This window comes from Rathayibacter sp. PhB151, from assembly GCF_004366415.1.
GTDB lineage: Bacteria > Actinomycetota > Actinomycetes > Actinomycetales > Microbacteriaceae > Rathayibacter > Rathayibacter festucae.
In genome coordinates this window covers 769,640-794,553 of record NZ_SOEN01000006.1, presented here as the reverse complement: position 1 = coordinate 794,553, position 24,914 = coordinate 769,640, and the positions used below count along the sequence as shown (strand labels likewise).

Here is a 24,914-nt window from a genome sequence, read left to right as displayed (position 1 = left end):
CGGGGGAGTGGGAGGAGAGGAGCGGGCGGAGTGACGCGGCCGGCTACCCGAGGACGGGCTCGGACTCGCGCGCGGCCGGCTCCAGGGCCTCGCGCTTCCGCACCCAGGACGCGGCGTCGCCGCGGCCGAGCAGCAGGTAGGCGAGCCCCGCCGAGACGCCGCCCGCCAGCCAGGAGACGTCGACGCCGCCGAGCGCGGTCGCGGCCGGTCCCTGCAGCGCGGGCACGGAGCCGTTCATGAACAGCCAGGTCAGCGTCGCGCCGATCGCGAAGGAGAGCAGCGCGCGCCAGCGGACGTCCGGCAGCAGTGGCGAGCCGACCGGCGCGAAGAGGTGCCCGAACGAGCGCACCCGCGGCTCGAACACCGTGTAGTGCACCAGCACGATCGCGCCCCACGGAGCGACCCAGCCGACCAGGCCGACCAGCCAGGCGTCCAGCGTCGTCGCCAGATCGTCCTGGAAGACGAAGAACACGGACGCGGCGAAGGCGAGCACGCCGACGATCAGGCTGAGCGCGCGGCGGCCGAGGCGGATGTCGAGCGCCTGGGTGGCCATCCCGAAGGAGTAGATGTTGAGCACGTTGGTCGCGATCGGCCCGTGCACCACGAGCAGCAGCACCGGGATCGCGAGGGCGCCGAAGTTCTCCACGATCAGCTGGCCGGGGTCGACCGAGCCGTTCTTCGTGGCGAGCGTCGCGCCGAGCACGCCGAGCCAGACGACGGGGACGAACTGCCCGAGCACGCTGGCGAAGTAGAGCTTCCGGCGCGAGGCGCGGGGGCTGACGAAGCGGGAGTAGTCGCCCGCGTAGGCGAGCCAGGTCAGGCCCCAGCCGATGCCGATCGCGGTCATCACGATCGACATCGCCGCGATCCGGTCGCCGCCGGTGAGGGCGCCCTCGGCCGGGCCGGCGTAGGACCAGTCGATGTCGAGGAAGAACCAGGCGACGATCGACATCACTGCCAGCACCAGCAGGGTCGGCGGCACGGTCCAGCGCTCGAAGGCGGCGATGGCCCGGTAGCCGAGGAACGAGATCGCGACCTGGATCGCCATGATCACCGCGGCGACCGCGACCTTCCAGCCGATGTTCGCCGCCTCCGGGTCGACGAGGCCGACGGAGCCGAGCAGCGCGATCACCAGATCGAGCACGATCCAGGTGTTGATCGCGCACCAGCCGATGACCACCACGGCCTGGATCACGGCGGGTGCGTAGTTGCCGCGCCGCCCGAAGACGGCCCGGCCGACGAGCATCCCGGTCGCGCCGGTGCGCTGGCCGAGCAGCACGAAGAAGCCGAAGACGGCCATGCCGACGACGTTGCCGAGCACGAGGACGGTGATCGTGTCCCAGAGGCCGAGGCCCATGTTCACGCCCAGCGCGCCGAGGACCCAGTTGATCGGGGCGATGTTGGCGCCCGCCCAGATCCAGAACTGGCCGTCGAGTCGCGCGTTGCGACGGCTCTCGGGGAGCGGGGTCAGCGCGTCCTCGGTGTCGGTCGTGCCGTGCAGGGTGTCGGAGCTCATGGGTGGATCCTCTCGAAGCGTGAGGTGGAGCGGGGAGTCGGAGCGGGGAACGGTGGACGGCGCCGCGGCAGCGCGGGCTGTGGAGGAGCGCGGCGGGTCGGGCTCCACCCTCCCGGCAGGCGGTTTCGGCGGCCGCCTCGCCGTGTAAATTCGCCGTGACGCGAGAGGACGTTCTGCATGGTGATCCCGCTGTCCGAGGCGCTCCTCGACCCGCTGCTCGCGGCCGCCGGACCGGTCGTGGTCGCCGGCGGGGAGGCCGCCGCGCGGGTGCCGATCCGCTGGGCGCACGCGAGCGAGCAGCTCGACGTCGCGCCGCTCCTCCTGGGCGGCGAGCTGCTGCTGATGGAGGGGGTGAACCTCTCCTCGAACCAGGATCCCGAGGAGTGCCGCCGCTACGTGGAGTCCCTGGTCACAGCGGGGATCGGTGCCCTCGCCGTCGAGCTGTCCGAGCGGCTGCCGAGCGTCCCGGCTCCGCTCGTCGCCGCGGCCGACGATCTCGGGCTCGCCGTGCTCGCGCTGCCCCGGCGGGTGCCGTTCGTGCAGGTCTGCGAGAGCGTCAACACCCGGCTCACCGAGCAGAAGTTCCGGAGCCTGCGGGTGGCGGACAGAGTGTCCGGACTTCTCGGCGAGGCGGCGGCCGCGGACGCCGGGATCGACGAGCTGCTGAAGGTCGTCGCGAGCGCAACGGGCGCCAGTGCCGCGCTCGTCTCGCCGGCGGGCGAGGAGATCGTGCGCGCCCATCCCGGCCGCGGCGTCGACACCGCGCGCACCGCGGGCGCCGCGTCCGGGGTGCTGCGGGCCGGCGACTCCCTCCTGGGCACGCTCTACCTCCGCGCCCACGACGAGGCCGACCTGCACGGCGTGGCCGTGGCGCTCGACCGTGCGCCGGACGTGCTGGCGATCGCCCTGCTCCGGCGGCGGCCGCCGACCGCGCGCGAGCGGCTCACCGCCCAGCTCTTCGCGGTCGCGACGGCGCCGGCGGCGCGCCCCGACCCGAGCGCCGAGCTGCAGATCGACGCGCTCCTCGGCCGGCTCGGGATCGGCGGGCGGGAGTGCTTCCTCGGTGTCTGGGCGGACGTCGGCGACGACGAGCGCACCCTCCGTGCGGTCCGCGCCGCGCTCGACCGCTCGGTGCGGGGGTCAGCGGACGCGGCGAGCGTGGTCTGCGTCGCGGGCGGCGAGCTGCTCGCGCTGCTGGCCTTCGCGGACGCCGCCGCGCGGGAGCGGGCGAGGGCGCTGCTGCTCGGCGAGTGGCCGCCCGCTGCCGGGGCGGCCGCGCTGGTCTGCGTCGGCAGCGGCGCCGACGCGGTGGCGCGGGTGCCGCGCGAGCTCGCGGAGGTGCGCGGCGCGCGGGAGTGGACCCGCGCCGAGAGCGGCGTCGTCGACGCGCGGCTGCACCGGCTCGAGCGCTTCGCCAGCACGCTCCGCGACGACGCCGAGGCGGATGCTCTGGTGGAGGAGGTGCTCGGCCCGCTGCGCCGCGGCCGCCCGGAGCTGCTCGCGACCCTCGAGTCGTTCGCGTCGCACTGGGGGAGCAAGACCGCCACCGCCGCAGCCCTCGGCATCGGCCGGCAGACCCTCTACGACCGCCTCGCCCGCATCGAGTCCCTGATCGGCCCGCTCGACGCCTCTCCGGCCCGCACCCGCGTGCTGCTGACGGCCGTCTCCCTGCACCGCGCCCGCGCGGCCCTGCCCCCGGCCGCCCCGCGCTCGACCCGCCCGTTCCCGCCCCCGCCGGACCGCTGACGCGCCGCGGACGCCCGTCGCGGCGCCTTCTGAGACGCTGGACTGGAGGAGAGGGGGGAAGATGCGCACCAGCTCCGTGGATCCCCGTGATGTGGACGCCGAAGTGACCACGCCGGTGTACCGCGTCTACTTCGCCGAGACGGAGACGATGGTCGACGAGATCCGGATCACCGGCGCGCGGGACGTCCTCGAGGTCGTCGACTGGGCGGAGAGCGACGCCCGCGGAGTCCCGTTCACGGTCTACTGCGAGCACCCCAGCCCCTTCAACCCGGGCAGGGTGACTCTGCAGCTCCTCCTGTCGCGCTGAGCGAGGTCCTGTCGACCGAGGTCTCAGCGCGGCGGCAGCGCGGCGCCCGCGACGGCAGAGCTGCCGAGGTCGCTCTGAGGGAGGGGCTCGCCGGAGGTGAGGGCGTCGGTCCAGGTCTCGGTGTCGGCGACGGCCGCGAAGTTCGAGTTCAGCAGGGCGAGCAGCGTGGTGTGCACGGTCTCGGCGTCGACGGAGCCCGCCGCGTTCGAGATCGCGATGGCGCCGGTGGCGTCGGAGAGCACCTCGGCCTTCACGCCGTGCGTCTCGGCCTCGGCCGCCGAGGCGAGGATGCAGTTGTTGGTCATGTAGCCGACCAGGGTGATCGTGTCGACGTCGCGCTCGCGCAGCCAGGCGAGCAGGTCGGTGCCGGCGAAGACGGTGCCGAACCGCTTGGTGATCGACTTCCACTCATCACTGCGGCGGCCTTCGATCTCGGGGTGCAGCGCGAAGCCGGGGGTGCCCGGTGCGAAGACGGGTGCTCCCTCGCCGCTGCTGTGCTGGACGGCGGCGATCGGCAGACCGGCGGCCGTGGCGGCGTCGAGCGCGGCGGTGATGGCGGGCAGCGAGGTCGCGTGCGGCGGGTAGCGGATCTCGAGCGGCCCGGCGAAGTACTCCAGCTGGACGTCGACGAGGATCAGGGCGCGGCGAGGTGCGGTCATGGTGTCTCTCCTGGATCGGGGTGGTGCTCACCAGCCTGCCGTCTTCGGGGAGTCGAGGGGCTCGCGGATCGGCGGAAGCGGCGGTCAGGTCGTCGCGAGGGCGATCCCGAGCAGGAGGAGCGAACCACCCGAGGCGAGCACGCGCGCGGTGTTGGCGCGGACCCAGGCGCGCTCGAAGCCGCGCCGGGCGTCGGAGAGCGGACCGCCGGCGGCGCGGTCCAAGCGCAGGTTGAGCGGGATGCTGCGCCCGAAGGTGATGACGTACTGGAGGAGGGCGAGGGCGAGGGCCCCCGCGATCGCGCTGGTCGTCACGGCACCGGCGCTGCCGACGAGCGCGGTGACCAGCGCGGCGGCGGAGGAGAGACCGCTGCCGGCGAACGACAGGGCGAACAGCGGGTTCTGCACGGCGGCGTTGATCGCGGTCATCGCGCTGACGAAGGCGCGGTCGTCGGTCCGGCTCAGGCCCGGCATCACCGCGCAGGCGAAGGCGTAGAAGAAGCCCGCCGCCAGGCCGTTGGTGACGAGCGCGGCGAGCAGGAGCGGCACGAGGAGAGCGTCGGGCACGGCTGCCTCTCGGAGGGGATGGGCGGGTGGACGGTGCGCGACCAGCATGCGAGGGCCGTCGGAGGTGGCTGCTCGACCAGCGGAGGGGCGGGCGACCTCATGCTGATCGAGTAGCCCGCGGAGCGCGGCGTATCGAGATCCACCAGCGTCTGCACCTGAGTCTGCAGACCCGCCCTGCTGGTGACGGCGGGTCTCGATACGCCCCTGGCGGGGCTACTCGACCAGCATGCACGCCCTGTGGGCTGCTCGACCAGCATGCTCGCGCGCCGGTGGCATCGCTGCCGGCGCCGCCGTCACTCCGTCTCGGTGCGGGTCTCCGTCTCGTCGGAGGAGGTGATCTCGGTGTCGGTCTCGTCGGCGCGGTCGCGGAGCGCGTCGGCCATGGCGCCCGCGCCCTCGTCGCCGTGGTCGTGGTCGACCTGCTCGATCAGACCGTTCAGCTTGTCGTCGTTGCTCGCGTCCTCGGCGCCGTCCATGACGGGGCCGTTCTGGGTGTCGCTCATGACTGCCTCTCCGCGCGGACGGAGGTCGACCGCGCGCCTCCGACGCTACGGACCGCGCCGCCGGAGCGCCCGCCCTTGACGCCGCGACCGCCCCGTGGAACGGCCTCCATCCCCTTCAGCGAGCTCCGGCTCGTGGAAAGCGGTCCGGCTCGTGGAATCGGACGATTCCGGCGAGCCCGGTCCGATTCTGCGAGCCGGAAGTGCGGCGGGAATGCGAACGGCCCGGCTCCCCCCGAGGAGGGAGCCGGGCCGGTCAGGCGGAGCGGGTCAGTTCTTGATCACCAGGGTGATCGAGGCGCTGGAGCCCACGTTGCCCGCGGCGTCCGTGGCCCGGGCGACCACGGCGTAGGTCGCGTTCGGCCAGTTCTTGCTGTTCGCGGTGAGCGACCAGCTGCCGTCGGCCTGCTTGACGCCGTCACCGAGCTTGGTCGAGCCGGACCAGAAGGCGAGGCTCGTGACCGCGACGTTGTCGCTCGCGTTGGCGACGAGGGTCACGGTGCCGGTCACGGTCGTCTGGCTGGCAGGCGAGACGATCTTCGCCTGCGGCTTCACCGTGTCGGCGCCGGAGGTCGGCGTGGGGGTCGGCGTCGCGGTCGCGGTGGGCGTCGCGGTCGGCTTCGGCGTCGCGGTCGCCGTGGGCGTCGCGGTCGGGGTCGGCGTGGCGGTCGGCGTCGCGGTCGCGGTGGGCGTCGCGGTCGGCGTGGGCGTCGCGGTCGGCGTCGGGGTGACGACCGTGCCCACCGGGATCGTGCTCACGCCGTAGCCGTAGTAGCGGCCGGAGACGGGGCGCGTCGGGTCGCCGGCGAAGGTGCGGCCGCGGTCGACGGTGGCCGACTTGGCCTGGGCGATCACCTGGGCGATGACCTGTGCGGGGCTCTTGCCCACGCAGGATCCGCCGGCCGCGAGGCAGTCGAGGACGACACCGGAGGCGGCGGCCGTCGACATGCTGGTGCCGGTCTGGATGTACGCGTAGGTGTTGCCCTTCTTGGTCGTGTAGGGGCAGGTGCCGGGCGCGGCGATGGTGTGACCGGCGTCCGCGGGCGAGGCGAAGTTGCTGTTCAGCGTGTAGTTGTCGTCCTTGGTGGTCACGTTCGAGCACGGGACGGCCGCGAGCGAGCCCGGCTTGCCGTCGTAGTTCGCGAAGTTCGTGACGGCGAGGACCTCGTCGTAGGCGGCGGGGATGTAGGCCGACAGGTCGGCGGCGGAGTTGCCCGCGGCCGAGACCACGGTCACGCCCTTCGCGACGAGGTCGCAGACCGCCTGGTGGATGGTGTCGCCGTTGGTCCGGCCGCAGTTGTTGTCGTCGACGCCGTTGGTGGCGAGCGACATGTTGACGACCTTGATGTTGTAGGTCGCTGCGTTCTGCGAGACCCAGTCGAGCGCGCACATCAGGGTCGAGATGCTGCCCTTGTTGTTCGCGTCGAGCGCGCGGACCGAGTAGACCGGCGCGCCGGGGGCGATGCCGACGGTGCCGGAGCCGTTGTCGAGCGCGGTCATGTAGCCGGAGACGCCGGTGCCGTGGCCGTTGGCGTCCTCGGCGGTGCCGGAGCCGAAGCAGTTGACCTGCTTGGCCAGGTTGTAGTCGGGGTGCGCGCTCACGCCGGAGTCGATGACCGCGACGGCGGGTCCGGTCCAGTTGGTGACGCCGTCGCCGGCGGTGACCGGGGCCTTGTCGGCCTCCGCGGTCAGGACGTGCGAGGGCATGGTCTGCGCCTGGCCCTCGACCACCTGGTCGGCGGGCGAGAGGCCGAGGACGCGGCTGTCGGCGGCGAGGATCGCGTGCTGACGGGCGGTCAGGGTCGCGGTGAAGCCGGAGACGCCTCCGCCGTAGGACGCGTCGAGCGAGAGGCCGAGGGCGCTCGCGAGCGTCGTCGAGACGGCCTTCGAGTCGACGGTGACGACGTAGCGGCCGGCGCCGGTCTGCGCCGACTCGGCGGCCTGCGCGGGGAGCGCGGAGGAACCGACGAGACCGGCGGTGACGACGGCGGCGGCGGCGGTGGCCGCGAGGAAGCGGCGCAGTCGGCCGGCGGGGCGGCGCGACGAGGTGGAGCGAGGGATCACGAAGGTCCTGTGTTTCTGTGCGGCGGGCGGGGCGGAGTGACCGTGCGGGCTCGGCGGGCAGGAGTGACCGACGACCGTCGGACGCGGGGGAGCATCCGGCGGAGGAGTGCAAAGGGGATCAGGAGCCAAAGCTAGCCGCCCTGGGTTTCCGGCGCACTACTCTTCGAGATTTTTCAGCGGGCGGATTCTGCGGGTGGGGGTGCCGACGACGGTGGATCTCGATACGCCGCGCTCCGCGGGCTACTCGATCAGCATGAACGAGGCCGCTGCGCGAGCCACGCAGTCAGCATGAACGAGGCCGCTGCGCGAGCCACGCAGTCAGCATGAGCGGGGCCGTTGCGCGAGCCACTCGATCAGCATGAGCGCAGCATGCTGGTCGAGTAGCCCCGGAGGGGCGTATCGAGACCCGCCCCGCCCCCGCTCAGCGGGGGCGGGGAGCGCGCAGCACGCGGCGGTAGACGTCGATGGTCGCGCGCGCGATCGCGTCCCACTCCAGCGCGGACAGGTCCGCGGAGGCGTCGGCGGCCACCGCGCGCTCGTCGAGCCAGGCCAGCGCGCCGTCGAGGGCGGCGGTGTCGAAGGCGCCGTCGTAGAGCCGGACCCAGTCCGGGCCGACCAGCGCGGCCAGCTCGTGCATCGCGCCGAGGTCGGGCACCAGCACCGGGCGATCGGCCGAGACCGCGAGGATCGCCGAGCCGGAGTTCTGGATCGCCGAGTAGGGCAGCACGACCAGGTCGCTCGCCCGCAGCCAGAGCGCCATCCGCTCGTCGCTGAGGAAGGACAGCTCGAGCCGGATGCGCGCATCGCCGCCCGCCGCCTCCTCGATGACGCCGCGCAGCGGTCCGCGGGCCGGGTTGCCGGCGACCGCGAGCAGCGTGCCGTCGTCCTCGCGCTCGCGGAAGCGCTCGATCAGGGTCGGCACGTTCTTGTACGGCCGGATCTGACCGACCGACACGACCAGCCGCGCGTCCGGGTCCAGACCGAGCTCGGCGCGCGCCTCGGCTCGACTCGCGGAGAAGTCGTAGTCGTGGCGGTAGTGCCCGTGCGGGGTGACGAAGGCGGGCACCGCCGCCAGCTCGGGGTAGGAGCGCCGCATCGCGGTCACGCCCTCCTCCGAGAGGCAGACGATCGCGTCGAGGTTCTCGGTCAGCAGCCGCCGGTACCAGTTGCGCAGGAACGGGGTGCCGCGCTCCTCGTGCGAGGTGACGTTGTGCGCGGTCCAGATCAGCCGGGTGCCGCGCAGGCGCGCGACGCGCAGGAAGGCGAAGAAGAAGACCAGCCGCGCGACGATCCGGTAGCGCCGGACGCCGCTGAGGAAGGTCAGGTCCGGCCAGTGCAGGTGCACGACGTCGACCTTCGCGACGAGCAGGCGCAGCCAGGAGAGGTCGCGCACCAGCACGCCCTCGGCGGTCATCGCCGTGTAGAGCCGCGCGTTGTAGGGGTTCGCGTAGCGGGTGCGGAAGGCCGGCTCGGCCTCGATCCGCAGCCGGCGGCTCCGGGCGTCCTCACCGGAGAGCAGTCCGCGCACGCGGGTGCGCAGGCGGCCGCGCAGGGTGCGGGTCCCGCCCGCGATCATCGGGCGACCTCCGCCGCGCCGGTGCCGGGCACCCGGCCGAACAGCGTGCGCTCGGCCTCCGGGTAGCCCACGCGCCAGTCGGCCCGGCGCTGCCAGACCTCGGTCCACGCGCGGCGCTTGCGGCGGGTCGCGGTCTCGAGCACCGTGCGCACGAGCGCCCCGGCCTGGAGCAGCGCGATGCCGATCCGCGCGGGCAGCGGCTTCCACGAAAGGCGGATCATCGTGGCCTTGCCGGCCATCACCATGCACATCTTGCGGCCGGAGTTCCCGGCGGTCGCCGCGTCGCGGGTGGAGGCGCCGACGTCGTGCACGATCACGGCGGTCGGCACGATCACCGGGCGCAGACCCGCGCGGCGGGCGCGGATCGAGAACTCGGCGTCCTCGCCGTAGAGGAAGAAGCGCTCGTCGAGCCGGCCGACCCGCTCGTACTCCTCGCGCGGCATCAGCAGCAGGCAGCCGGTGATGATCGGCACCTCGCGCACGCTGTCGCGCTGCCAGCCGCCGAGCGACTCCGGGTCGAGCAGCGGGTTGCCGCGGAAGGCGGTGGAGAGCATGGTCGCGTAGGTCAGCAGCGACCACAGGCTGGGCGCGCCCCAGCAGGACGAGGGGTCGACCGAGCCGTCGGGCCGGAGGGTGCGCCCGCCGTAGACGCCGTAGCGCGGGTTCGCGACGGCGAACTCGAGCAGCGCGCGGAAGGAGCCCTCGAGCACCAGGGTGTCGGGGTTCAGCAGCAGCACGAAGCGCTCGGTCGCCGCGGCGACGCCGCGGTTCACGCCGCGGGCGAAGCCGAGGTTGTCGCCCGCCTCGATGACGGTCGCCTCGGGGTGCGCGGCGCGGATCGCCTCCGCGCTGCCGTCCTCGGAGCCGTTGTCGACCACGATCACGTGCGGGGGAGTCGGCGCATCGCCGAGCGGGATCGACGCGAGGCAGGCCAGCGTCTTCTCGCGGGTGTTGTAGCTGACGACGACGATCGCCAGGCTGGTGTCCACGGCCTCAGGCACGGTCGGCCTCCGGTCGCTGCCCGATCACCTTGGCGGGCACGCCGCCGGCGATGCAGTTCGCGGGCAGGTCCTTGGTGACCACGGCCCCCGCACCGACGATCGCGCCGTCGCCGATGGTGACGCCGGCGACGACGACCACGTTCGCGCCGAGCCAGACGTCCCGGCCGATCACGATGTCCTTCTCGATCTTCGGCTGGTCCATCACCGGCGTGCCCTGGACGATGCCGTAGTTGGAGGCGGTGATCGTGACGTTCGGCGCCAGCAGGCACTTCGCGCCGAGGGTGATCCGGCCGGTGCTGTTGCCGGCCCAGAGCAGCGAGTTCTCGCCGATGTGGGTGCCGGCGCCGAGGGTGATCCGCTCGGCGTTCCGGAACGACACGTTCGGCGCGAACGAGACGTCGGCCCCGCGGGCGAGCCGCGGCACCTGGTCCGCGTGGCTGTACGCGTGGAAGTGCAGCAGGCGCACGGCCTGCAGGTAGGTGCGCACCTTCGTGAGGGTGCGCAGCGGTCCGCCGCCCTGGCTCATCGGCCGGCTCCGTTCGGTTCGTGGTCGTCCGGCGATCCGGCGGGGGTCTGCTCGGCGAGCGGGTCGATCACCGGCGCGCCGATCTCGGTCAGCGAGGCGGCGATGGAGCCGATGAAGCGGTCGGCGTCGAGGTCCGAGCGCACCGAGATCGCGATGTCGAGCCGCTTGGTGAAGGAGCTCGCGAAGACCGCGGCCTCGTCGTCCGGCTCGGTCACCGGCCAGAGGGTCATCGAGGCCAGCTCGGCCCCGCCGAACCAGCGCGGGCGAAGGAAGACGGGGAGGTAGGACGCGTAGCCCTGCCAGTCCTTCCGGCCGCGGGTGATCCCGCTCTCGCCGGTCTCGACGGCGAGCTGCACCTGCTCGCGGACGCTCGCCACCGTCTCCGCGAGGCCGAGCGACACCGGGACGGCGACGCGCACCATCGACACGTGGTTGCGCTTGACCTCGTTCTTGTCGCGGCGCGGCGACACGGGCACGAGCGTCGCGATCTCCGCGCGCTCGGGGTGCAGCGCGGCGAAGGCGTGCAGCGCGAGCGCGACGGTCAGGTCGGCGACCGAGCCGCCGGCCGCGCGGGCCGCCGCCTTCGCGGTCTTGAGGTCCACGGTGAGGATCGCGGCGTCGCGCGGCTTGATGCTGCGCTCGAGCAGTCCCGAGCGGCGGATCCACCAGTCGCGGGCGGAGCGGATGTTGCGGCCGCCGACGCGGGTGATCCGCTTCTTCAGCGGCTTGCGCTTCCACTCGGTCCACTCGTCCGCGAGCGACGCGTGGGTCGACGCGATCTGGCGGCGGGCGGCGAGGGTCAGCGAGAACGGTCCGCGGGGCGGCCGCGGGTCGTCCGGGAAACGCATCGGCGCGCGGCTGTACGCCGGGAACTCGACCGGCTCGCCCGAGGTGAACGCCTGGATCAGCACCAGCCCGAACATCCCGTCGCCGAGCGCGTGGTGGATGCGCACCGCGAAGCCGAGCTGCCCGGTCGAGAGCTCGATGACGAGGATGTCCCAGAGCGGGCCCTTCGGGTCCATCGGCCCGTTGAAGGCGCCGGTGAGCAGCTCGACGTGCCGCGGGTCCCACTCGACGACGCCCGGGTGGAAGCGCACGTGGTCGCGGACGTCGATCTCGTCGACCGACACCCAGGACGGCGTGAACAGCCCGAGCGGCGCGCGGGCGAGCCGCTGCCGCACCGAGGGGGAGGTGCGGATGAACGCCTCCCAGGCCGAGTAGACCAGGTCGCGGTCGAGCGAGCCGTCCGCGCGGCGGAACGGGGCGCCGTCGACGATCATCGAGCCGGTCGGCCGGGCGACCTCGTAGACGACGGCGTTCGAGACGAACTTCTCGTCGAGCGTGCGCAGCGGCTCGGCGTGCGGTCGCCCGGTGCGGCGAGGGGGTCGGGTCATGGCGGTGCTCCCTGGTCGGAGGCGGAGGAGGGGAGCGGTCAGCTCGGGGTGCCGGCGGGGGCCGGGTCCGCCTGCGCCGTGCCGGACGGCGCGGAGGTCGCAGGCAGGCGGATCGGCGTCGGCGGGTACTCGTCGACGAAGGTCGAGCCGGAGAGGCGGAGGTGGCGCGAGCGCAGGTAGCCGCGGAGGATCCCCTCGACCATCGCGAGCTCGTCCTTCGCGCCGCGGCCGCGTCGCTTGGCCGAGCGCACCAGGCGCCGGCCGCTGCGGACGGCGAGGGTCGCGGTGAGCCGCGCGCCGACCTTGGGCGACAGGCGCCACCACTTGCCGACGAGCGCGCCGAGCCCGAGCCCGTAGCCGCGCATCAGGCGGCGGTAGGCGACGGGGTTGCGGGTGTTGACGTGCAGCACGACGCTGTCGGGCACGAAGACGGCGGTACCGCCCGCGGCGAGGGCGCGGCAGAAGATGTCGAGGTCCTCGGCGCCGGCGAGGTAGCGGCCCGCCCCGAGGGTGTCGTCGAAGGCGCCGAGCGTCTGCAGCACGTCGCGGCGGAAGGCCATCACGGCGCCGTGGCCCGCGTCGAGGCCGCGGACGGCGCTGCGGTAGACGATGCGGTCGGTCGGCGGCACGTCGGTGTCGACGAGGGTGTGGTCGAGCATCCGCCCGGTCGCCACGGTGACCCGCTCCTCCTCGAACGCGCGCAGCAGCGCCTCGATCCAGCCGGGCGTCGGCGAGCAGTCGTCGTCCGTGTAGACCACGATCGGCCGGTCGCTCGAGTCGAGCCCGAGGTTCCGCGCGATCGAGAGGCCCTTGGTGTCGGTGCGCACGTAGCGCACGCCCGCGGCGAGGGCGACCTCGCGGGTGCGGGAGTCGGTCGACGCGGAGTCGACGACGATCACCTCGACCGCAGGGTCGGTCCCGGCGGCGATCGCCGCGAGGGCCTCCCGCAGCATGTCGGGCCGCTCGCGGGTGCACAGGATGATCGAGACGTCACCCGGGGTGAGGACGGAGGGATTCACGGCGTGTCTGTCCTCGGCTGGTCGGAGCGATCGTCGGAGTCGGCGGCGGAGCCCGTGCCCGCTGGGCCCGCGGCGGCTGAGCCCGCGGCGGCTGAGCCCGTGCCCGCGGAGCCCGTGCCGGCCAGGTCCTCGCGGACGAGCACCATCGCGGCGCGGTAGGCGGCGACGAGGTCGATGCTCGCGCGCTCCCAGGTCAGGTTGCCGCGGTTGTCGAGTGCGGCCCGGCGCATCCGCGCGAGCAGGGCGCGGTCGGAGGAGAGCAGGTCGATCTGCGCGGTGAGCGTCTCGACGTCGCGCGGCTCGTGCACGAGCCCCTGCACGCCGTCCTCGAGGTTGGCGCCGGCGGCGGAGGAGACCAGCGGCACGCAGCCGGCGGCCTGCGCCTCCGAGGTGACCAGGGCGCTGCCCTCCTCGATGGTCGGCAGGATCAGCACGTCGGCGCTCGCGAAGACCCCGGCGACGTCGCCCGTGAAGCCGCGCAGCTCGACGCTCGGCTGCTCGAGCAGTCCGGCGAGGCGCTCCTGGTAGCCCGGGGTGAAGTCGCCGTAGATCAGGAAGCGGCCGGTGCTGCTCGCCTTCGACTGCTGCCAGGCCTGCAGCGCGTAGAGCAGGCCCTTGCGCGGCTCGATCCGGCCGACGAAGACCGCGGTGAAGACGTGGTCCGGCTCGTCGCGCGGGTCGGGATCGAAGCTGCGGGTCGTGTCGACCAGGGCGCCGTAGCGGTGGCGGAGGAGCTTGCGCGGCGAGAAGCCCTTCTCGAGGAAGGTCTGCTCCACCGAGGCGGACGGCACGAGGATCGCGGTCGCGGATGCCCACTCGCGCTCCTCGCGGCGCAGGCGCACCGCGTTGTAGGTGTGCGGCGAGCCGACCGGGGGCGTGATGCCCAGGCGCTCGTACTCCTCGGCGACGACCTCGAAGGCGTGCGCGGTGTGCGTGTTCGGGGCCTCGCGGACCGCGGGCACGCCCTGGCGGGCGGCCTCGTCGAAGGTGCGGGCCGAGCCCCACGGCCAGCCGTGCACGACGTCGTAGTCGCCCTCGGCGAGGATCCGCGCGGTGACGCGGTCGTGGTGGGCGATCGAGCGGCTGCGGCCGAAGAGACGGTGCGGCAGGCGGACGCCGCCGACCGTGAGGGTCGTCACGGCGCGGGCGACCGGGCCGAGCGACTCGGTGATCGAGGCGGCGACGACGGTGACGCGGTGCCCCGCGGCGACGAGCGAGCGGACCTGCTGCAGCGCGGTCCAGCCGATTCCCGGCGAGCCGATGCCGTGCGGGAACGAGTACAGGATCGACAGCGGAGCCCCGGCGGGCACGCCGGAGGCGACGCTCGTCAGCGGACGGGCGTCGCGGTCGGTGCGGTCGTGCTCGGGGTCGTCTCGATGGTCGGGTGGGCCTGCGGCAGTGGTGGAGCACTGGTGCTCATCATCCATGCGTCTCCTGTCGTGAGGGCGGCGCGCTCAGGAATGAACGATAGCCACCATCCTCGACCACCTGAGAGGAACGCAAGTCCACTCCCGGCTCGGCGAGTCGTCGCTCCCGCAGACTTAACACAGCCGCAATACTTCCGGCATCCGCATGCCGTGGGTTATGGTCACAATGAGTGTGTCGGGGCACCGCACTCGTGGGGTCCCGGTTCTGTGCTCGTTCCGGCCCCATCGAGGCATGCCCGAAGGCCGGTGCGAAAGCAGCACCGCACCGCTCCGAAACCGCCCTTCGCACCAGGCTCCGTCGTCACCTCGACAGCCGCAAAACCCGTTCCGCCATCACCGCCGTGATGGACGGAGGCGTTGCTCCAACGATTGCAGCAGCAATGCGACCTCCGAGCACGCGGCGCGTCGCCCCGAGGTCCCACACCTCGCCGTCTGGAAGTCGAGACCGAGATGTCCGTCCCCCTTTACCTTCGAGTGCTCTGGAGCTACAAATGGCTCCTCGCGGTCGGCCTCGTGGTCGCCGTCCTGGCCGCCATGGTCGCCGGTTACACCGTGAAGGACGGTGAGATCGTCTCGCGCGCCGAGTCGGCCTACCGCTCCGACACCACGATCCTGCTCGGCGGTGGCTCGCGGAACCCGCTCCAGGCCGTCGAGCCCGGTCAGGCGCTGCAGGAGGGCACCTCCGAGGCCCAGCAGAACGACCTGACGAACACCGCGGTCATCTACGCGTACATCGTCAGCGGCTCCGAGATCCGCACCCAGGTCGAGCAGGCCATCGGCGGCTTCGCGCCGACCGAGGCCCTCAGCGCCGTGCGCCGCACCACGCAGCCGGCCGGCTCCGAGCAGAACCCGGGCCGCTTCAGCCTCCCGATCCTCTCGATCGTCGGCGAGTCGACGGACCCGGCCCGCGCCGTCCTCATCTCGCAGACCGCGACCCAGATCTTCCAGAACTACATCACCGCGCAGCAGGACGCCCAGGGCGTCGCCCCCGAGCTCCGCGTCACGCTGCAGACCACCGACCAGGGTGCGGCCGTCGAGCAGGAGGGGTCGAACCCGATCATCCCGATCGCGATCACCGGTCTCGGCGTCTTCCTCGCGTTCATCGCGCTCGCCTTCATCCTCTACAACATCCGCATCTCGCGGGAGCGGGTCACCGCCAACCGCGGCAACCAGCGCCGCGGCGAGTCCTTCCGGCGCGGCCCGGCCCTGACCGGCACCGCGTCCGAGAACGGCCAGCGCCCCGCCGCACTCGGCACCGCCCCCGAGAACACCGCCGGGCCGGGTGAGCTGGCCTCCTCCGGGAAGCGCAGCGCCACCTGAGGCGGTCGCAGCAGATGAGCACGCCGACGCTGAAGGGGACCCCGCTCGGGGTCCCCGGGAACGACGACCCCTACGCGGGTGAGATCCTCGTCCGCCGGACCTTCACGGTCCGCGCCGTCCTGTCGACCGTCCTGCTGGCGGCCGTGGCCGTCGCAGCGGTCTACTACCTCAATCCGCTGTACGCGGGGGCGATCCTCTTCGGGATCTCGTTCCTGTACCTGACGCGCAAGCTGGTCTTCAACTGGACCGGCGCGTTCATCGTCCTGCTCGGCGTGATCATGTTCATCCCGGTGCGCTACTACGCGCTGCCGATCCCGCTCGGCTTCGCTCTGGAGCCGTACCGGCTGGTCATCGTGCTGATGGTCGTCGCGGCGATCGTCGCGCTGATGATCGACCCGACCTTCGTCTGGCGCCCGGCCGCGTTCGGCTGGCCGCTGGGCATCTGGGTGGCCTCGAGCCTGCTCTCGATCGCCGCGAACGTGCAGTTCATCTCCGAGGGCGCCCTCGGCAGCGGTGTCGCCGGCGCGATCGTCAACGACCTGCTGATGCTCTCGGTCTACTTCGTCGCGCGGCTCGTGATGCGCAACGAGAAGCTCGTCGAGGCCTTCCTGACCTTCCTGGTCTGGTCGGCCGTCGTCGTCGCCTTCTTCGCGGTCATCGAGCGCGCGACGCAGCAGAACGTCTTCACCATGCTCGACAAGTTCCTGCCGCTCGAGCGCCTCGGCGCCGAGCAGGAGGCCTACCGGGCCGGCGGCTACCGCTCGTTCGGCTCGTCGCAGCACCCGATCGCGCTGGCCGTCATGTTCACCATGATGATCCCGATCGCGATCTACCTCTCGAAGTACGCCCGCTGGCCCTTCAACGAGATCAACCGCCGGATCATCTACTACGGCACGATCCTCGCCCTGCTGCTCGGCGTCGTCACCGCGGTCTCGCGCACGGCGATCGTCACGCTCGGCGTGATGTTCCTGCTCACGGTCATCCTGCGGCCGAAGGTCGGCGGCTACCTGCTCCTGGGCATGGTGCCGGTGCTCGGCCTCGGCTTCGTGCTGATCCCGAAGATCCTCACGGACATGATCGGCTCCTTCCTCGACCCGGACGCGCTCATCGCCTCGCAGTACACCTCCGCGGGCATGGCGGGCGCGGGCCGCCTGGCCGACCTCGAGCCGGCCATGGCGATCGTGCGCGAGCACCCCTTCTTCGGAACGGGAGTCGGCAGCCGCATCGTGGTGGGCGAGGACAAGAACGCGTTCATCCTCGACAACCAGTGGCTGGGCACGCTGCTCGACGGCGGCGCCGTGGGCGTCATCGGCCTGGCCGTGCTGTTCCTCGTCCCGATCGTGATGCTGCTGCGCTACTCGTTCAAGAGCACCACCACGCCGCAGTACGCGAGCCTCGCGTTCGCGATCGCGGTCCTGCTGCTCGGCTACACGATCGCCGCGTACTTCTACGACGCCTTCGGTTTCTTCCAGTCCTTCATGCTGTTCTGGATCCTGCTGGCCGTCGGGGCCTGGGTGCTCACGGAGGCACCACGGAAGTCGACCCGCCGGCGCCTGTCGCCGGAGGAGGCGGGGCACGTCTCCGCCTTCACCCGCGGGGGCCCCCACATCCCGGTCGGGCAGCCCGCCCTCGGCTCGCACGTCGGCGCTCACGTCGTGCGCAAGCCGACGCAGATCGAGTCGTGAGCGCACGCGTCAGCGTCGTCATCCCCGCGCACGACGAGGGGGCGGTGATCGCCCGGCTCCTCGGCGCCCTGGTGGCCGGGGACCCGGAGGGCCGGCTCGAGATCGTCGTCGGCGCGAACGGCTGCACCGACGACACCGCCGCGGTGGCGCGGGCCGTCGATCCGCGGATCCTGGTGGCGGAGACGCCCCGGGCCTCGAAGATCGCCGGCCTCAACGCGGCCGACGAGCTCGCCACGGTCCTTCCGAGGATCTACGTGGACGCGGACGTCTCGGTCTCGGCCGAGACGCTCCTGGCGCTCGGCGACGAGCTGGCCCGCCCCGGCGGACCGCTCGCCGCGGCGCCGGAGTTCCGCGTCGACACCCGCGGGGCCTCCTGGCCGGTGCGGGCGCACTACTCGATCTGGGAGCTCTCCGACTACCGGGCCCCCGGCCTGGTCGGCTCCGGGATCTACGGCCTCTCGGCCGAGGGACGCAGCCGCTTCGGCGCGTTCCCCGAGATCATCGCGGACGACCGCTTCGTCCAGCAGCTCTTCACCCCCGAGGAGCGGCTGACGCTCCCCGGCCGGTCCTTCACCGTGAAGGCGCCGCGCCGGATGCGCAACCAGATCAAGCGCACCGTCCGCATCGCGATCGGCAACGCCCAGCTGGCGGCCTCCGGGCTCGTGCCCGAGCAGACCGGCGCCGGCGGCGGCGGCCCGGTCGCGCTGCTGAAGCGCGTCCTGCGCCGGCCCGCCCTGTGGCCGGCCTTCCCGATCTACTGCTACGGCTATCTGCGACCCCGCCTCGAGGCGCGGTCGATCATCGCTCGAGGAGGCGTACCCGAATGGAACCGCGACGAGACGACGCGCGCGTGACGGGGTCGACCCCCGCGGGCGGCTCCTCCGCCCGCCACGGCACCACGGCGAGCGACGCCCAGATCGAGGCGGCGATCGACGACACCGCGCACACCACCGAGACGCTGGCGACCGACGCGATCGCGCAGTCGCCGACCGTGGGGGACGGGCCGAACCTGCCGCCCGCCTCGCCCAAGTCCGACCTCGGGCACAAGGCGAGCCGCGGAGTCATCCAGACCCTCGGCGGCCTGTGGGGCAAGACCGCGATCCAGCTGATCTCCACGATCGTGCTGGCGCGCCTGCTCTCGCCGAGCGACTTCGGTCTGCTCGCCGCCGTCACGGCCATCGTCGGTGTCGCCGACCTGGTCCGCGACTTCGGCCTGACCGGCGCGATCATCCAGGCCAAGAAGATGAGCGAGACCGTCTGGCGGTCGGTGCTCTGGCTGTCGGTCGCGCTCGGCGTGGTCGGCACGATCGTGATCGGCGCCTCCGCCTGGCTCATCGCCGGCATCTACAACGAGCAGGCGCTGGTCGTCCTGACGCTCGCCGTCGCGCCGACGCTCTTCATCAACAGCCTCTGCATGCCGCTCCAGGCGCGCGTGCAGAAGGAGATGAAGTTCGGCCTGATGGCGCAGATCGACGTGGTCTCGATGCTCGTCGGCGTGATCGGCTCGATCATCGCCGCGTTCCTCGGCTGGGGCGTCTGGTCGCTCGTCGTGCTGCAGGGCGGCGCGCTGATCTACCGGTTCATCGCGCTCTGGGTCGCGGCCCGGCCCACCTTCGGCCGCCCGCAGATCTCGCGCGAGGTCATCCCGCTGGTCACCACCGGCGGCAGCATCTTCGGCGTCCAGCTGCTCAACTACTTCGCCCGCAACGTCGACAACGTGCTGATCGGCGCGCAGCTCGGCACCGGAGTGCTCGGCCAGTACACCCGCGCCTACTCGCTCTTCCTGCTGCCGCTGCAGCAGCTGAACGGACCGCTCGGCCGCGTCGCCCTGCCGGTGCTCTCCTCGCTGCAGGACGACGGCGAGCGCTACCGCCGCTACGTCCGCGGCGCGCTGCTCGTCATCGGCTACCTCACGCTGCCGACGTTCGGCGTCCTCGCGGCGCTGGCCGGGCCGCTCGTCGAGCTGCTGCTCGGCCCGCAGTGGTCGTCCTCCGCGACGATCCTGTCGCTGCTGTCCATCGCGGGCATCGCCCAGGGCATCGGCAACGTGCAGGGCTGGATCTACATCTCGCTCGGCCGCGTGCACCGCCAGCTGGTCTACTACGTGGTCACCCGCCCGCTCGTCATCGGCTCGTTCTTCGTGGGCCTGTGGTGGAACGGCGTCGAGGGCCTCGCGCTGCTCTACGGCCTCACCACCCTGGCGCTGCTGGTGCCCGGCTTCTGGCTGGCGATCCGCGGCACCTTCGTGCGCGGCTCCGACGTGATCGTGCCCGTCCTGCGCCCGGCGCTCGTCGTGCCGTTCATGTTCGGCGCGGCCTGGGCCGTCGGCGCGTACACCGATCTGCCCGCGATCGTCCACCTGCTCGTCGGCGGACTCGCCTCGCTGGTGCCGCTGGCGCTCGCGATGGCGATCCCGGCCTACCGCCGCGACATGAACCAGATCCTCGCGTTCGTGAAGCAGGTCCGGAAGCCCAAGCCCAAGGGCCCGGCGACTCCTGCCGCGCCTGCCGCGCAGACCACCCCGGCCGATGGAGGCACTGCATGACCCGCTCCACCCGCTCCCGTCGCGCCGGTGTCCTCGCCGTCGTGGCCGTCGCCGCCGCGCTGCTGGCCGGCTGCACCTCCGCCCCGGCTCCCGCCGAGACGACCGAGCCCGCCGCCTCGGGCGAGCTGCCCTTCGCGGCCGGCTCGATCGCCGCGCTGGGCGACTCGATCTCGGTCGGCGTGGCCGCCTGCGGGCAGAACAAGCCCTGCCCCAGCGCGTCCTGGACCACCGGCGAGGACGAGACGGTCGACTCGGTCGCCCGCCGCGCCGGCGAGTCGGTCGGCGCCGTGCCGGAGATCGAGAACGTCGCCTCCAAGGGCGCGACCTCGGCCGAGCTGCCCGGCCAGGCCGAGAAGGCGGTCGCCGCCAGTCCCGACCTGGTCACCGTCCTGATCGGCGCGAACGACGTCTGCCGCAAGAACAGCGCCGACATCACCACGCCGGACGCCTTCCGCGCCAACGTGACGTCCGCGCTGACGACGCTCTCCACCGGCGCTCCCGAGGCGACGATCTTCGTCTCCTCGGTGCCGAACCTGCTCGACTTCTTCGAGACCGAGCGGACCGACGCCGAGGCCGTCTCGCGCTGGGCCGGCAGCTCCAACTGCAACTCGCTGCTCTACCAGCCCACGTCGGACGACGCGGACGCGCAGGCCCGTCGCGACAACGTCTCGACGACGATCGACGCCTACAACGACGTCCTCGCCGACGTCTGCGGCGCCACCGCGAACTGCGTCTACGACCAGGGCGCCCTGCACGACTTCGACGTCACCTCCGACGACATCTCCGACGTCGACCACTTCCACCCGTCGCTGGCGGGCCAGGCGAAGCTCGCGGACATCGCCTGGACGGCGCTGCTCGCGAACGCCTCCTGAGGCGCTGAGAGCGCCGCCTGCGCCCGCTGAGGGGGCAGGACGAGGGCGGGGGAGCTGCGGCTCCTCCGCCCTTCTGCGTGAGCGGGCGGCTTCTCGCGTGCGCCGGTGGTGATAGTGGTGGTGGTGACGGCGCGCTCGTCCGGCTCGCGATTCGTCCTCCGGCTCGCTGGAACCCCTGGATCGGGCGTGCCGGGCCGGTTCCCGCGTGCCGGAGATCTCGACGGAGCCGGTTCGGCTCGCGATCCGTCCTCCGGCTCGCTGGAACCCGTGGATCCGGCGTGCCGGGCCGCTTCCCGCCTGCCGGAGATCTCGACGGAGCCGGTTCGGTTCGCGATCCGGTGCCCGGCTCGCTGGATCCGGTGCTTCCGGCGTGCCGGAGGTCTTTCCGCGTGCCGGAGGTGCCGGGGGTGAGGTCCGGCACGTGATTCCGGCTCGGGCTCGCGGGGTCCTGCGGTTCCGGCGTGCCGGACCGGCTTCCGCGTGCCGGAGGTCCCGGCGGCCCCGGTTCGGCTCGCGATCTCGCGTCCGGCTCGCGCGAGCCGGTGCTTCTGACGTGCCGGTGGTCGTTCCGCGTGCCGGAGGTCTCTGCGGCGGCGTTCGGCTCGTGGAGACGGCTCCGACTCGCGGAATCCCGGGGATCCGGCGTGCCGGTGGTCGTTCCGCGTGCCGGAGGTCTCTGCGGCGGCGTTCGGCTCGTGGAGACGACTCCGGCTCGCGGAATCGTGGGGATTCGGCGAGCCGGAGGTGGTGCGGCGTGCCGGAGGTGATCCGGCGCGAGGTGGGCGCAGGGCCCCCGTGTCAGGCGGTCTCGAAGCGGGTGTCGCCGCGCTCGGGGCGCCAGGAGGGGACGCTCGCGGAGGCGCGGCGCCGCGAGCGCGCGCGGGACGGGCTGAAGCGGAACGGCGGCACGGTCGGGGCCAGCGCGGCGGTGCGGCTCGCGGCGCGCAGCAGCAGCTCCTCGGTCAGCTCCTCCGGCGCGGCGGCGATGGCCAGGCCGCGCTGGTCGAGCTCGCGGGCGATCTGGATCTGGTGGTCGTCGATGTGCTCGCCGCGCGCGACGAGGCGGGGGACGAGGATCGGGACCTTGCCGTTCTCGATGGCCGTGATGGCGGCGCCGGTGCCCGCGTGGGCGATGACGACGTCCGCCTCCTTCACGGCCTCCTGCAGCTCGTGGTGCGGGACGCTCGCGCGGCCCTCGATGCCGTAGGGGGAGACGTCGGCGAGGCCGGTCTGCCAGAGCACCTCGGCGTCCTTCAGCAGCGGCACCGACGCGGCGATCAGCCGGTCGAAGGGGTAGAGGTCCTGGGTGCCCACGGAGATCACCGCGCGGCGGATCGCGGAGACCGGCTCGTCGGGACCGGTCGTGTACGCGTCGAAGATCGAGCCGCCGAAGAGCCAGCGCTCGTCCGCCCACACCGGGTACTGCGTGTAAGTGTTCACGCCCGGCAGACGGGCCATGATCTTGCCGGTGATCGAGGGGCCGTCGGCGCGCGCGGCGCTCTCGATGTAGTGGCACTCGATGCCGCGCAGCGAGGCCTCGGGCATGAACGACACGGCGGGGCTCGAGCCGGTGCTGAAGACGGCGGAGTAGTCGCCCTTGGCCAGGATCCGGTGCGCGATCAGCGCGTTCTCGGCGATCGGGCGGGCGTCGCGCGGAGCGGCGAAGCGGCTGTAGGTCACGCGGCGGCCCTCGAGGAGGGAGCGGCTGAGGCCGTTGTCGAAGGTCACCCAGTGCTGGTCGGCGGGGTCGATCCCGAAGCGGGAGGACAGGGTGAAGAGCTGTTTGAGATGCCCTCCACCGGAGCAGACGAACAGGAACTGTGACATGGCGACCCTTCTTGCGTCCGGGGGAGCTCTCGGGCTCTCCTCCGGCGGAAGCTGACTGAGGCGGTAGTGCAGGGCTGGGTGTTGTGGGGGTGGGTGGTGCTGGTGGTGCTGGGGCGGCGCGGAGCCGGGCGGGAGCCCCGCTCTGCACGGGAGCGGCCCGGTGGGAGGGAGATCCGGCGGTGTCGTGACCGCGCTCTCCCCGGAGTGCGTCAGGACGTGGGGGCGTCCCGGGCATCGGCGGGTCGACGTCCAGGGGGATGCGCGCGGGGTGGGGCGGGGAGCCTGCGCTGCATCGTGGTCCTGGTCGGTCGGGTGGTTCTCGGGCGGGTGAGGATCGTGACGTCGGGTGCGACGCGGTGCCGGCACGGCGGGATCCGCTCCTGCGCCTGGGCGAGTGCTCGCCGTCCGAGGACGAGGGCACAGCGGAACGGGCCGCGGTGCCACCCCCACGATAGTGAGGCGCCCGTTCCCTGGCTACTTCGGAGTCGGACCCCTGGGTGGATTGACCTAGCCCGCCTGCAGTGCCGACCGGGTGGCTCCGCCCGCGCGGGCGCGGCCGTCGTTGCGGTCGAGCAGGATGTCGAGCACCGTCTCGTGCCGGGCGGCCCAGGAGTTCGCGTGGATCCAGCCGAGGCGCTCGTCCTCGGTGGCCGGGCCGTCGGCGAGCGCGTCGTCGACGACCGCGGCGAACTCCGCCATTGTCGGGACGATGCGGATCCGGTCGCTGATGCCGTGGATCGGCGGCAGATCGACGGAGATCACCGGGCAGCCGCTCGCCACGTACTCGTAGAGCTTGAGCGGGCTCATCGCCTCGGTCAGCGGGGTGCGGCGGTGCGCGAGGAGGCAGAGCTCGACGTTGCGCATCGTCGCCACCAGCTCGCGGCGGCCGACCGAGTGGTGCAGGTGCACGTTCGCGAACGGGGCGAGCGGGGCGAGGTAGCCGGGGTCGGGCTGCGGGCCCATCAGCACGATCTGCAGCTCGGGGTGCGCCGTCGCGACCGCGACGATCCCCTCGACGTCGAGCCGGTCGTCGAGCGTGCCGACGTGCAGGGCGCGCGGGCCGGGGATGCGGCTGAGCCACTCGGGGGCGTCGGGCACGGGGCCGGTCCACTCCTCCGGGCTGACGCCATTGGGGACGACGGCGTGCGGGCCGGTCGGCGCGATGCGGTCGATGATCTCCTGCGAGACGGCGGTGACGGAGCGGCCGCTGGTCGCTACGCGGCGGTAGGCCTCCTGGAAGGCGGGCCAGTGGCCCTTCCAGCGGGTCGAGGTCGTCCAGTCGTCGCGGGCGAAGAACATCACGTGCTCGGCCCACTCGAACGGCGAGAAGCCGGCCACGACGGGGCTGGTCGTGACGACGACGGGGCGCACGAGCTCCATCTCGTCGGCGAGCTTCGCGATCCCCTGGTCGTAGGCGCGGTACTCCTTCTCCAGGCCGGCGATGTCGGTCGGGTCGGAGCGGCGCAGGCGCAGCGGGGTGTGCAGGATCCGCTGCGGCGTCGACGGGAACTCGACCTCGCGGCCCAGAGCCCCGCGCACGAGCGTCGTCGGCAGGAAGCGGAAGGGGTTCGCCACGATCAGGCGACCGACCTGCGGGCTCTCCATCAGCGAGTGCAGGATCCGGTCCGGCGGGCGCATCATCCCGCGGCGGGCCGCATCCGTGTAGGTCTCGTAGGAGAAGGTGAAGACGACGTCGCGGACGATGCCGTCCGCGGTCGGCTCGGGCGCCGTCCGGTCGGGCGCTGGCTGCTGGGGCACGGCGTTCCTCACGCGAAGGTCCGGATGACGCGCGCGGGCACGCCGACGGCGACGGAGTAGTCGGGAACGTCCTCGCGGACGACGGCGTTCGCGCCGATCACGGCGCCGCGGCCGACCGTCACGCCGGGCATGATGACGGCGTTCTCGCCGAGCCACGCTCCGCGGCCGATGCGGACCGGGGCGATCCGGTCGACGCCCTGGTCGCGGATGAAGCGCGTCGGGTCCTTGAAGCCGTGCGAGTGGTCCGAGATGTAGACGCCGCGGGCGATGCCGACGCCCTCCTCGATGATCACGCTCTGCACGGCGCTGATCGCGGTCATGTTCATCCGCACGCGGTCGCCGATGATCAGGGCGGGCGTGGGCGCGTCGTCGGTCGGGACCATCAGCATGCAGTTCGCGCTGATCAGCACGTTCTCGCCGATGGAGATCCGCTTGCCCTGCCCGGGTCCGATCCGGAAGGGCAGGCAGATGCGGGAACCCTTGCCGAAGCGGTGGAAACCGCCGGCGACCAGCTTGCTGAAGGCCAGATCGCGTGCTCGCTGCGCGAGGATCGCGAGATCCAGTCCGTTCAAGGCATCAACTCCAGGGAATAGCGGCGGGCCGGACGG

Annotated in this window: 21 protein-coding genes; 7 read left to right on the top strand and 14 right to left on the bottom strand. The window is 72.7% G+C overall.

The genetic code is table 11. The annotated features are described in order from the left end of the window. Positions 1–43: 43 nt before the first annotated feature. On the bottom strand, positions 44–1,516 hold the full coding sequence (locus EDF35_RS04440) for a cytosine permease (RefSeq protein WP_133960858.1): 1,473 nt from the start codon (positions 1,514–1,516) through the stop codon (positions 44–46). Between the two features lie 177 nt (positions 1,517–1,693). On the opposite strand from EDF35_RS04440, the gene EDF35_RS04435 reads away from it, so the two are divergent. Continuing rightward, positions 1,694–3,262, top strand: a complete 1,569-nt coding sequence (locus EDF35_RS04435; protein ID WP_133960857.1) for a PucR family transcriptional regulator — start codon at positions 1,694–1,696, stop codon at positions 3,260–3,262. A 61-nt stretch (positions 3,263–3,323) separates the two neighbouring features. Next, positions 3,324–3,569, top strand: a complete 246-nt coding sequence (locus EDF35_RS04430) for a hypothetical protein (RefSeq protein WP_132435113.1) — start codon at positions 3,324–3,326, stop codon at positions 3,567–3,569. A gap of 23 nt (positions 3,570–3,592) precedes the next feature. Here EDF35_RS04430 and EDF35_RS04425 read toward each other — a convergent pair whose 3' ends face one another. From EDF35_RS04425 to EDF35_RS04380, 10 genes are all read right to left on the bottom strand, one after another. Continuing rightward, complete coding sequence (locus tag EDF35_RS04425; protein ID WP_133960856.1) at positions 3,593–4,228, bottom strand: isochorismatase family protein; 636 nt, start codon at positions 4,226–4,228, stop codon at positions 3,593–3,595. Between the two features lie 84 nt (positions 4,229–4,312). Further along, on the bottom strand, positions 4,313–4,792 hold the full coding sequence (locus tag EDF35_RS04420) for a DUF1772 domain-containing protein (RefSeq protein WP_208323006.1): 480 nt from the start codon (positions 4,790–4,792) through the stop codon (positions 4,313–4,315). A gap of 293 nt (positions 4,793–5,085) precedes the next feature. Then, positions 5,086–5,295 (bottom strand): hypothetical protein, encoded by a 210-nt coding sequence (locus EDF35_RS04415; RefSeq protein WP_123705674.1) that lies wholly within the window; start codon positions 5,293–5,295, stop codon positions 5,086–5,088. A 267-nt stretch (positions 5,296–5,562) separates the two neighbouring features. Further along, on the bottom strand, positions 5,563–7,356 hold the full coding sequence (locus tag EDF35_RS20650; RefSeq protein WP_166674002.1) for an Ig-like domain-containing protein: 1,794 nt from the start codon (positions 7,354–7,356) through the stop codon (positions 5,563–5,565). A gap of 421 nt (positions 7,357–7,777) precedes the next feature. Beyond that, positions 7,778–8,932: a glycosyltransferase gene (locus EDF35_RS04405; protein WP_133960854.1), complete on the bottom strand. Its 1,155-nt coding sequence runs from the start codon at positions 8,930–8,932 to the stop codon at positions 7,778–7,780. Further along, the gene (locus EDF35_RS04400) at positions 8,929–9,921 is read right to left on the bottom strand and encodes a glycosyltransferase family 2 protein (protein ID WP_165908977.1); all 993 of its coding nucleotides are present in this window, start codon (positions 9,919–9,921) and stop codon (positions 8,929–8,931) included. The genes EDF35_RS04405 and EDF35_RS04400 overlap by 4 nt, the downstream gene beginning before the upstream one ends. A 4-nt stretch (positions 9,922–9,925) precedes the next feature. Then, positions 9,926–10,459, bottom strand: coding sequence for an acyltransferase (locus EDF35_RS04395; protein WP_133960852.1), 534 nt, complete (start codon positions 10,457–10,459; stop codon positions 9,926–9,928). Further along, complete coding sequence (locus EDF35_RS04390; RefSeq protein WP_133960851.1) at positions 10,456–11,853, bottom strand: wax ester/triacylglycerol synthase domain-containing protein; 1,398 nt, start codon at positions 11,851–11,853, stop codon at positions 10,456–10,458. Before EDF35_RS04390 ends, EDF35_RS04395 begins: the two co-directional genes overlap by 4 nt. 38 nt (positions 11,854–11,891) lie before the next feature. Beyond that, the gene (locus EDF35_RS04385; protein WP_133960850.1) at positions 11,892–12,872 is read right to left on the bottom strand and encodes a glycosyltransferase family A protein; all 981 of its coding nucleotides are present in this window, start codon (positions 12,870–12,872) and stop codon (positions 11,892–11,894) included. After that, positions 12,869–14,299 (bottom strand): glycosyltransferase family 4 protein, encoded by a 1,431-nt coding sequence (locus EDF35_RS04380; protein WP_133960849.1) that lies wholly within the window; start codon positions 14,297–14,299, stop codon positions 12,869–12,871. The genes EDF35_RS04385 and EDF35_RS04380 overlap by 4 nt, the downstream gene beginning before the upstream one ends. A gap of 450 nt (positions 14,300–14,749) precedes the next feature. On the opposite strand from EDF35_RS04380, the gene EDF35_RS04375 reads away from it, so the two are divergent. Genes EDF35_RS04375 through EDF35_RS04355 form a run of 5 tightly spaced genes read left to right on the top strand, consistent with a single transcriptional unit; the run spans position 14,750 to position 20,721 of the window. Further along, positions 14,750–15,619 (top strand): hypothetical protein, encoded by an 870-nt coding sequence (locus EDF35_RS04375; RefSeq protein WP_133960848.1) that lies wholly within the window; start codon positions 14,750–14,752, stop codon positions 15,617–15,619. A 14-nt stretch (positions 15,620–15,633) separates the two neighbouring features. Beyond that, entirely contained in the window at positions 15,634–17,304 is a 1,671-nt protein-coding gene (locus EDF35_RS04370) for an O-antigen ligase family protein (RefSeq protein WP_123444655.1), read from the top strand. Then, a complete protein-coding gene (locus EDF35_RS04365; RefSeq protein WP_148059205.1) occupies positions 17,301–18,158 on the top strand; it encodes a glycosyltransferase in 858 nt (285 codons plus the stop codon). Before EDF35_RS04370 ends, EDF35_RS04365 begins: the two co-directional genes overlap by 4 nt. Next, a complete protein-coding gene (locus tag EDF35_RS04360; protein ID WP_166674001.1) occupies positions 18,155–19,849 on the top strand; it encodes a lipopolysaccharide biosynthesis protein in 1,695 nt (564 codons plus the stop codon). The genes EDF35_RS04365 and EDF35_RS04360 overlap by 4 nt, the downstream gene beginning before the upstream one ends. Then, entirely contained in the window at positions 19,846–20,721 is an 876-nt protein-coding gene (locus EDF35_RS04355; protein ID WP_123731823.1) for a GDSL-type esterase/lipase family protein, read from the top strand. The genes EDF35_RS04360 and EDF35_RS04355 overlap by 4 nt, the downstream gene beginning before the upstream one ends. 798 nt (positions 20,722–21,519) lie before the next feature. Here the strand turns inward: EDF35_RS04355 and EDF35_RS04350 are convergent. From EDF35_RS04350 to EDF35_RS21365, 3 genes are all read right to left on the bottom strand, one after another. Further along, a complete protein-coding gene (locus tag EDF35_RS04350) occupies positions 21,520–22,548 on the bottom strand; it encodes a glycosyltransferase (protein ID WP_123731824.1) in 1,029 nt (342 codons plus the stop codon). A 507-nt stretch (positions 22,549–23,055) separates the two neighbouring features. Next, positions 23,056–24,306, bottom strand: coding sequence for a hypothetical protein (locus EDF35_RS04345; protein WP_123731825.1), 1,251 nt, complete (start codon positions 24,304–24,306; stop codon positions 23,056–23,058). An 8-nt stretch (positions 24,307–24,314) separates the two neighbouring features. Next, the gene (locus EDF35_RS21365) at positions 24,315–24,878 is read right to left on the bottom strand and encodes an acyltransferase (protein ID WP_123444661.1); all 564 of its coding nucleotides are present in this window, start codon (positions 24,876–24,878) and stop codon (positions 24,315–24,317) included. Positions 24,879–24,914 lie beyond the last annotated feature (36 nt).

What these genes read in the sequence shown, in the direction of transcription:
- EDF35_RS04395 (WP_133960852.1), bottom strand. Translation starts at nt 10,459, where the DNA reads ATGAGCCAGGGCGGCGGACCGCTGCGCACCCTCACGAAGGTGCGCACC.
- EDF35_RS04415 (WP_123705674.1), bottom strand. Translation starts at nt 5,295, where the DNA reads ATGAGCGACACCCAGAACGGCCCCGTCATGGACGGCGCCGAGGACGCG.
- EDF35_RS04425 (WP_133960856.1), bottom strand. Translation starts at nt 4,228, where the DNA reads ATGACCGCACCTCGCCGCGCCCTGATCCTCGTCGACGTCCAGCTGGAG.
- EDF35_RS04375 (WP_133960848.1), top strand. Translation starts at nt 14,750, where the DNA reads ATGTCCGTCCCCCTTTACCTTCGAGTGCTCTGGAGCTACAAATGGCTC.
- EDF35_RS04435 (WP_133960857.1), top strand. Translation starts at nt 1,694, where the DNA reads ATGGTGATCCCGCTGTCCGAGGCGCTCCTCGACCCGCTGCTCGCGGCC.
- EDF35_RS04430 (WP_132435113.1), top strand. Translation starts at nt 3,324, where the DNA reads ATGCGCACCAGCTCCGTGGATCCCCGTGATGTGGACGCCGAAGTGACC.
- EDF35_RS04405 (WP_133960854.1), bottom strand. Translation starts at nt 8,932, where the DNA reads ATGATCGCGGGCGGGACCCGCACCCTGCGCGGCCGCCTGCGCACCCGC.
- EDF35_RS04440 (WP_133960858.1), bottom strand. Translation starts at nt 1,516, where the DNA reads ATGAGCTCCGACACCCTGCACGGCACGACCGACACCGAGGACGCGCTG.
- EDF35_RS04370 (WP_123444655.1), top strand. Translation starts at nt 15,634, where the DNA reads ATGAGCACGCCGACGCTGAAGGGGACCCCGCTCGGGGTCCCCGGGAAC.
- EDF35_RS04390 (WP_133960851.1), bottom strand. Translation starts at nt 11,853, where the DNA reads ATGACCCGACCCCCTCGCCGCACCGGGCGACCGCACGCCGAGCCGCTG.
- EDF35_RS04355 (WP_123731823.1), top strand. Translation starts at nt 19,846, where the DNA reads ATGACCCGCTCCACCCGCTCCCGTCGCGCCGGTGTCCTCGCCGTCGTG.
- EDF35_RS04350 (WP_123731824.1), bottom strand. Translation starts at nt 22,548, where the DNA reads ATGTCACAGTTCCTGTTCGTCTGCTCCGGTGGAGGGCATCTCAAACAG.
- EDF35_RS04380 (WP_133960849.1), bottom strand. Translation starts at nt 14,299, where the DNA reads ATGGATGATGAGCACCAGTGCTCCACCACTGCCGCAGGCCCACCCGAC.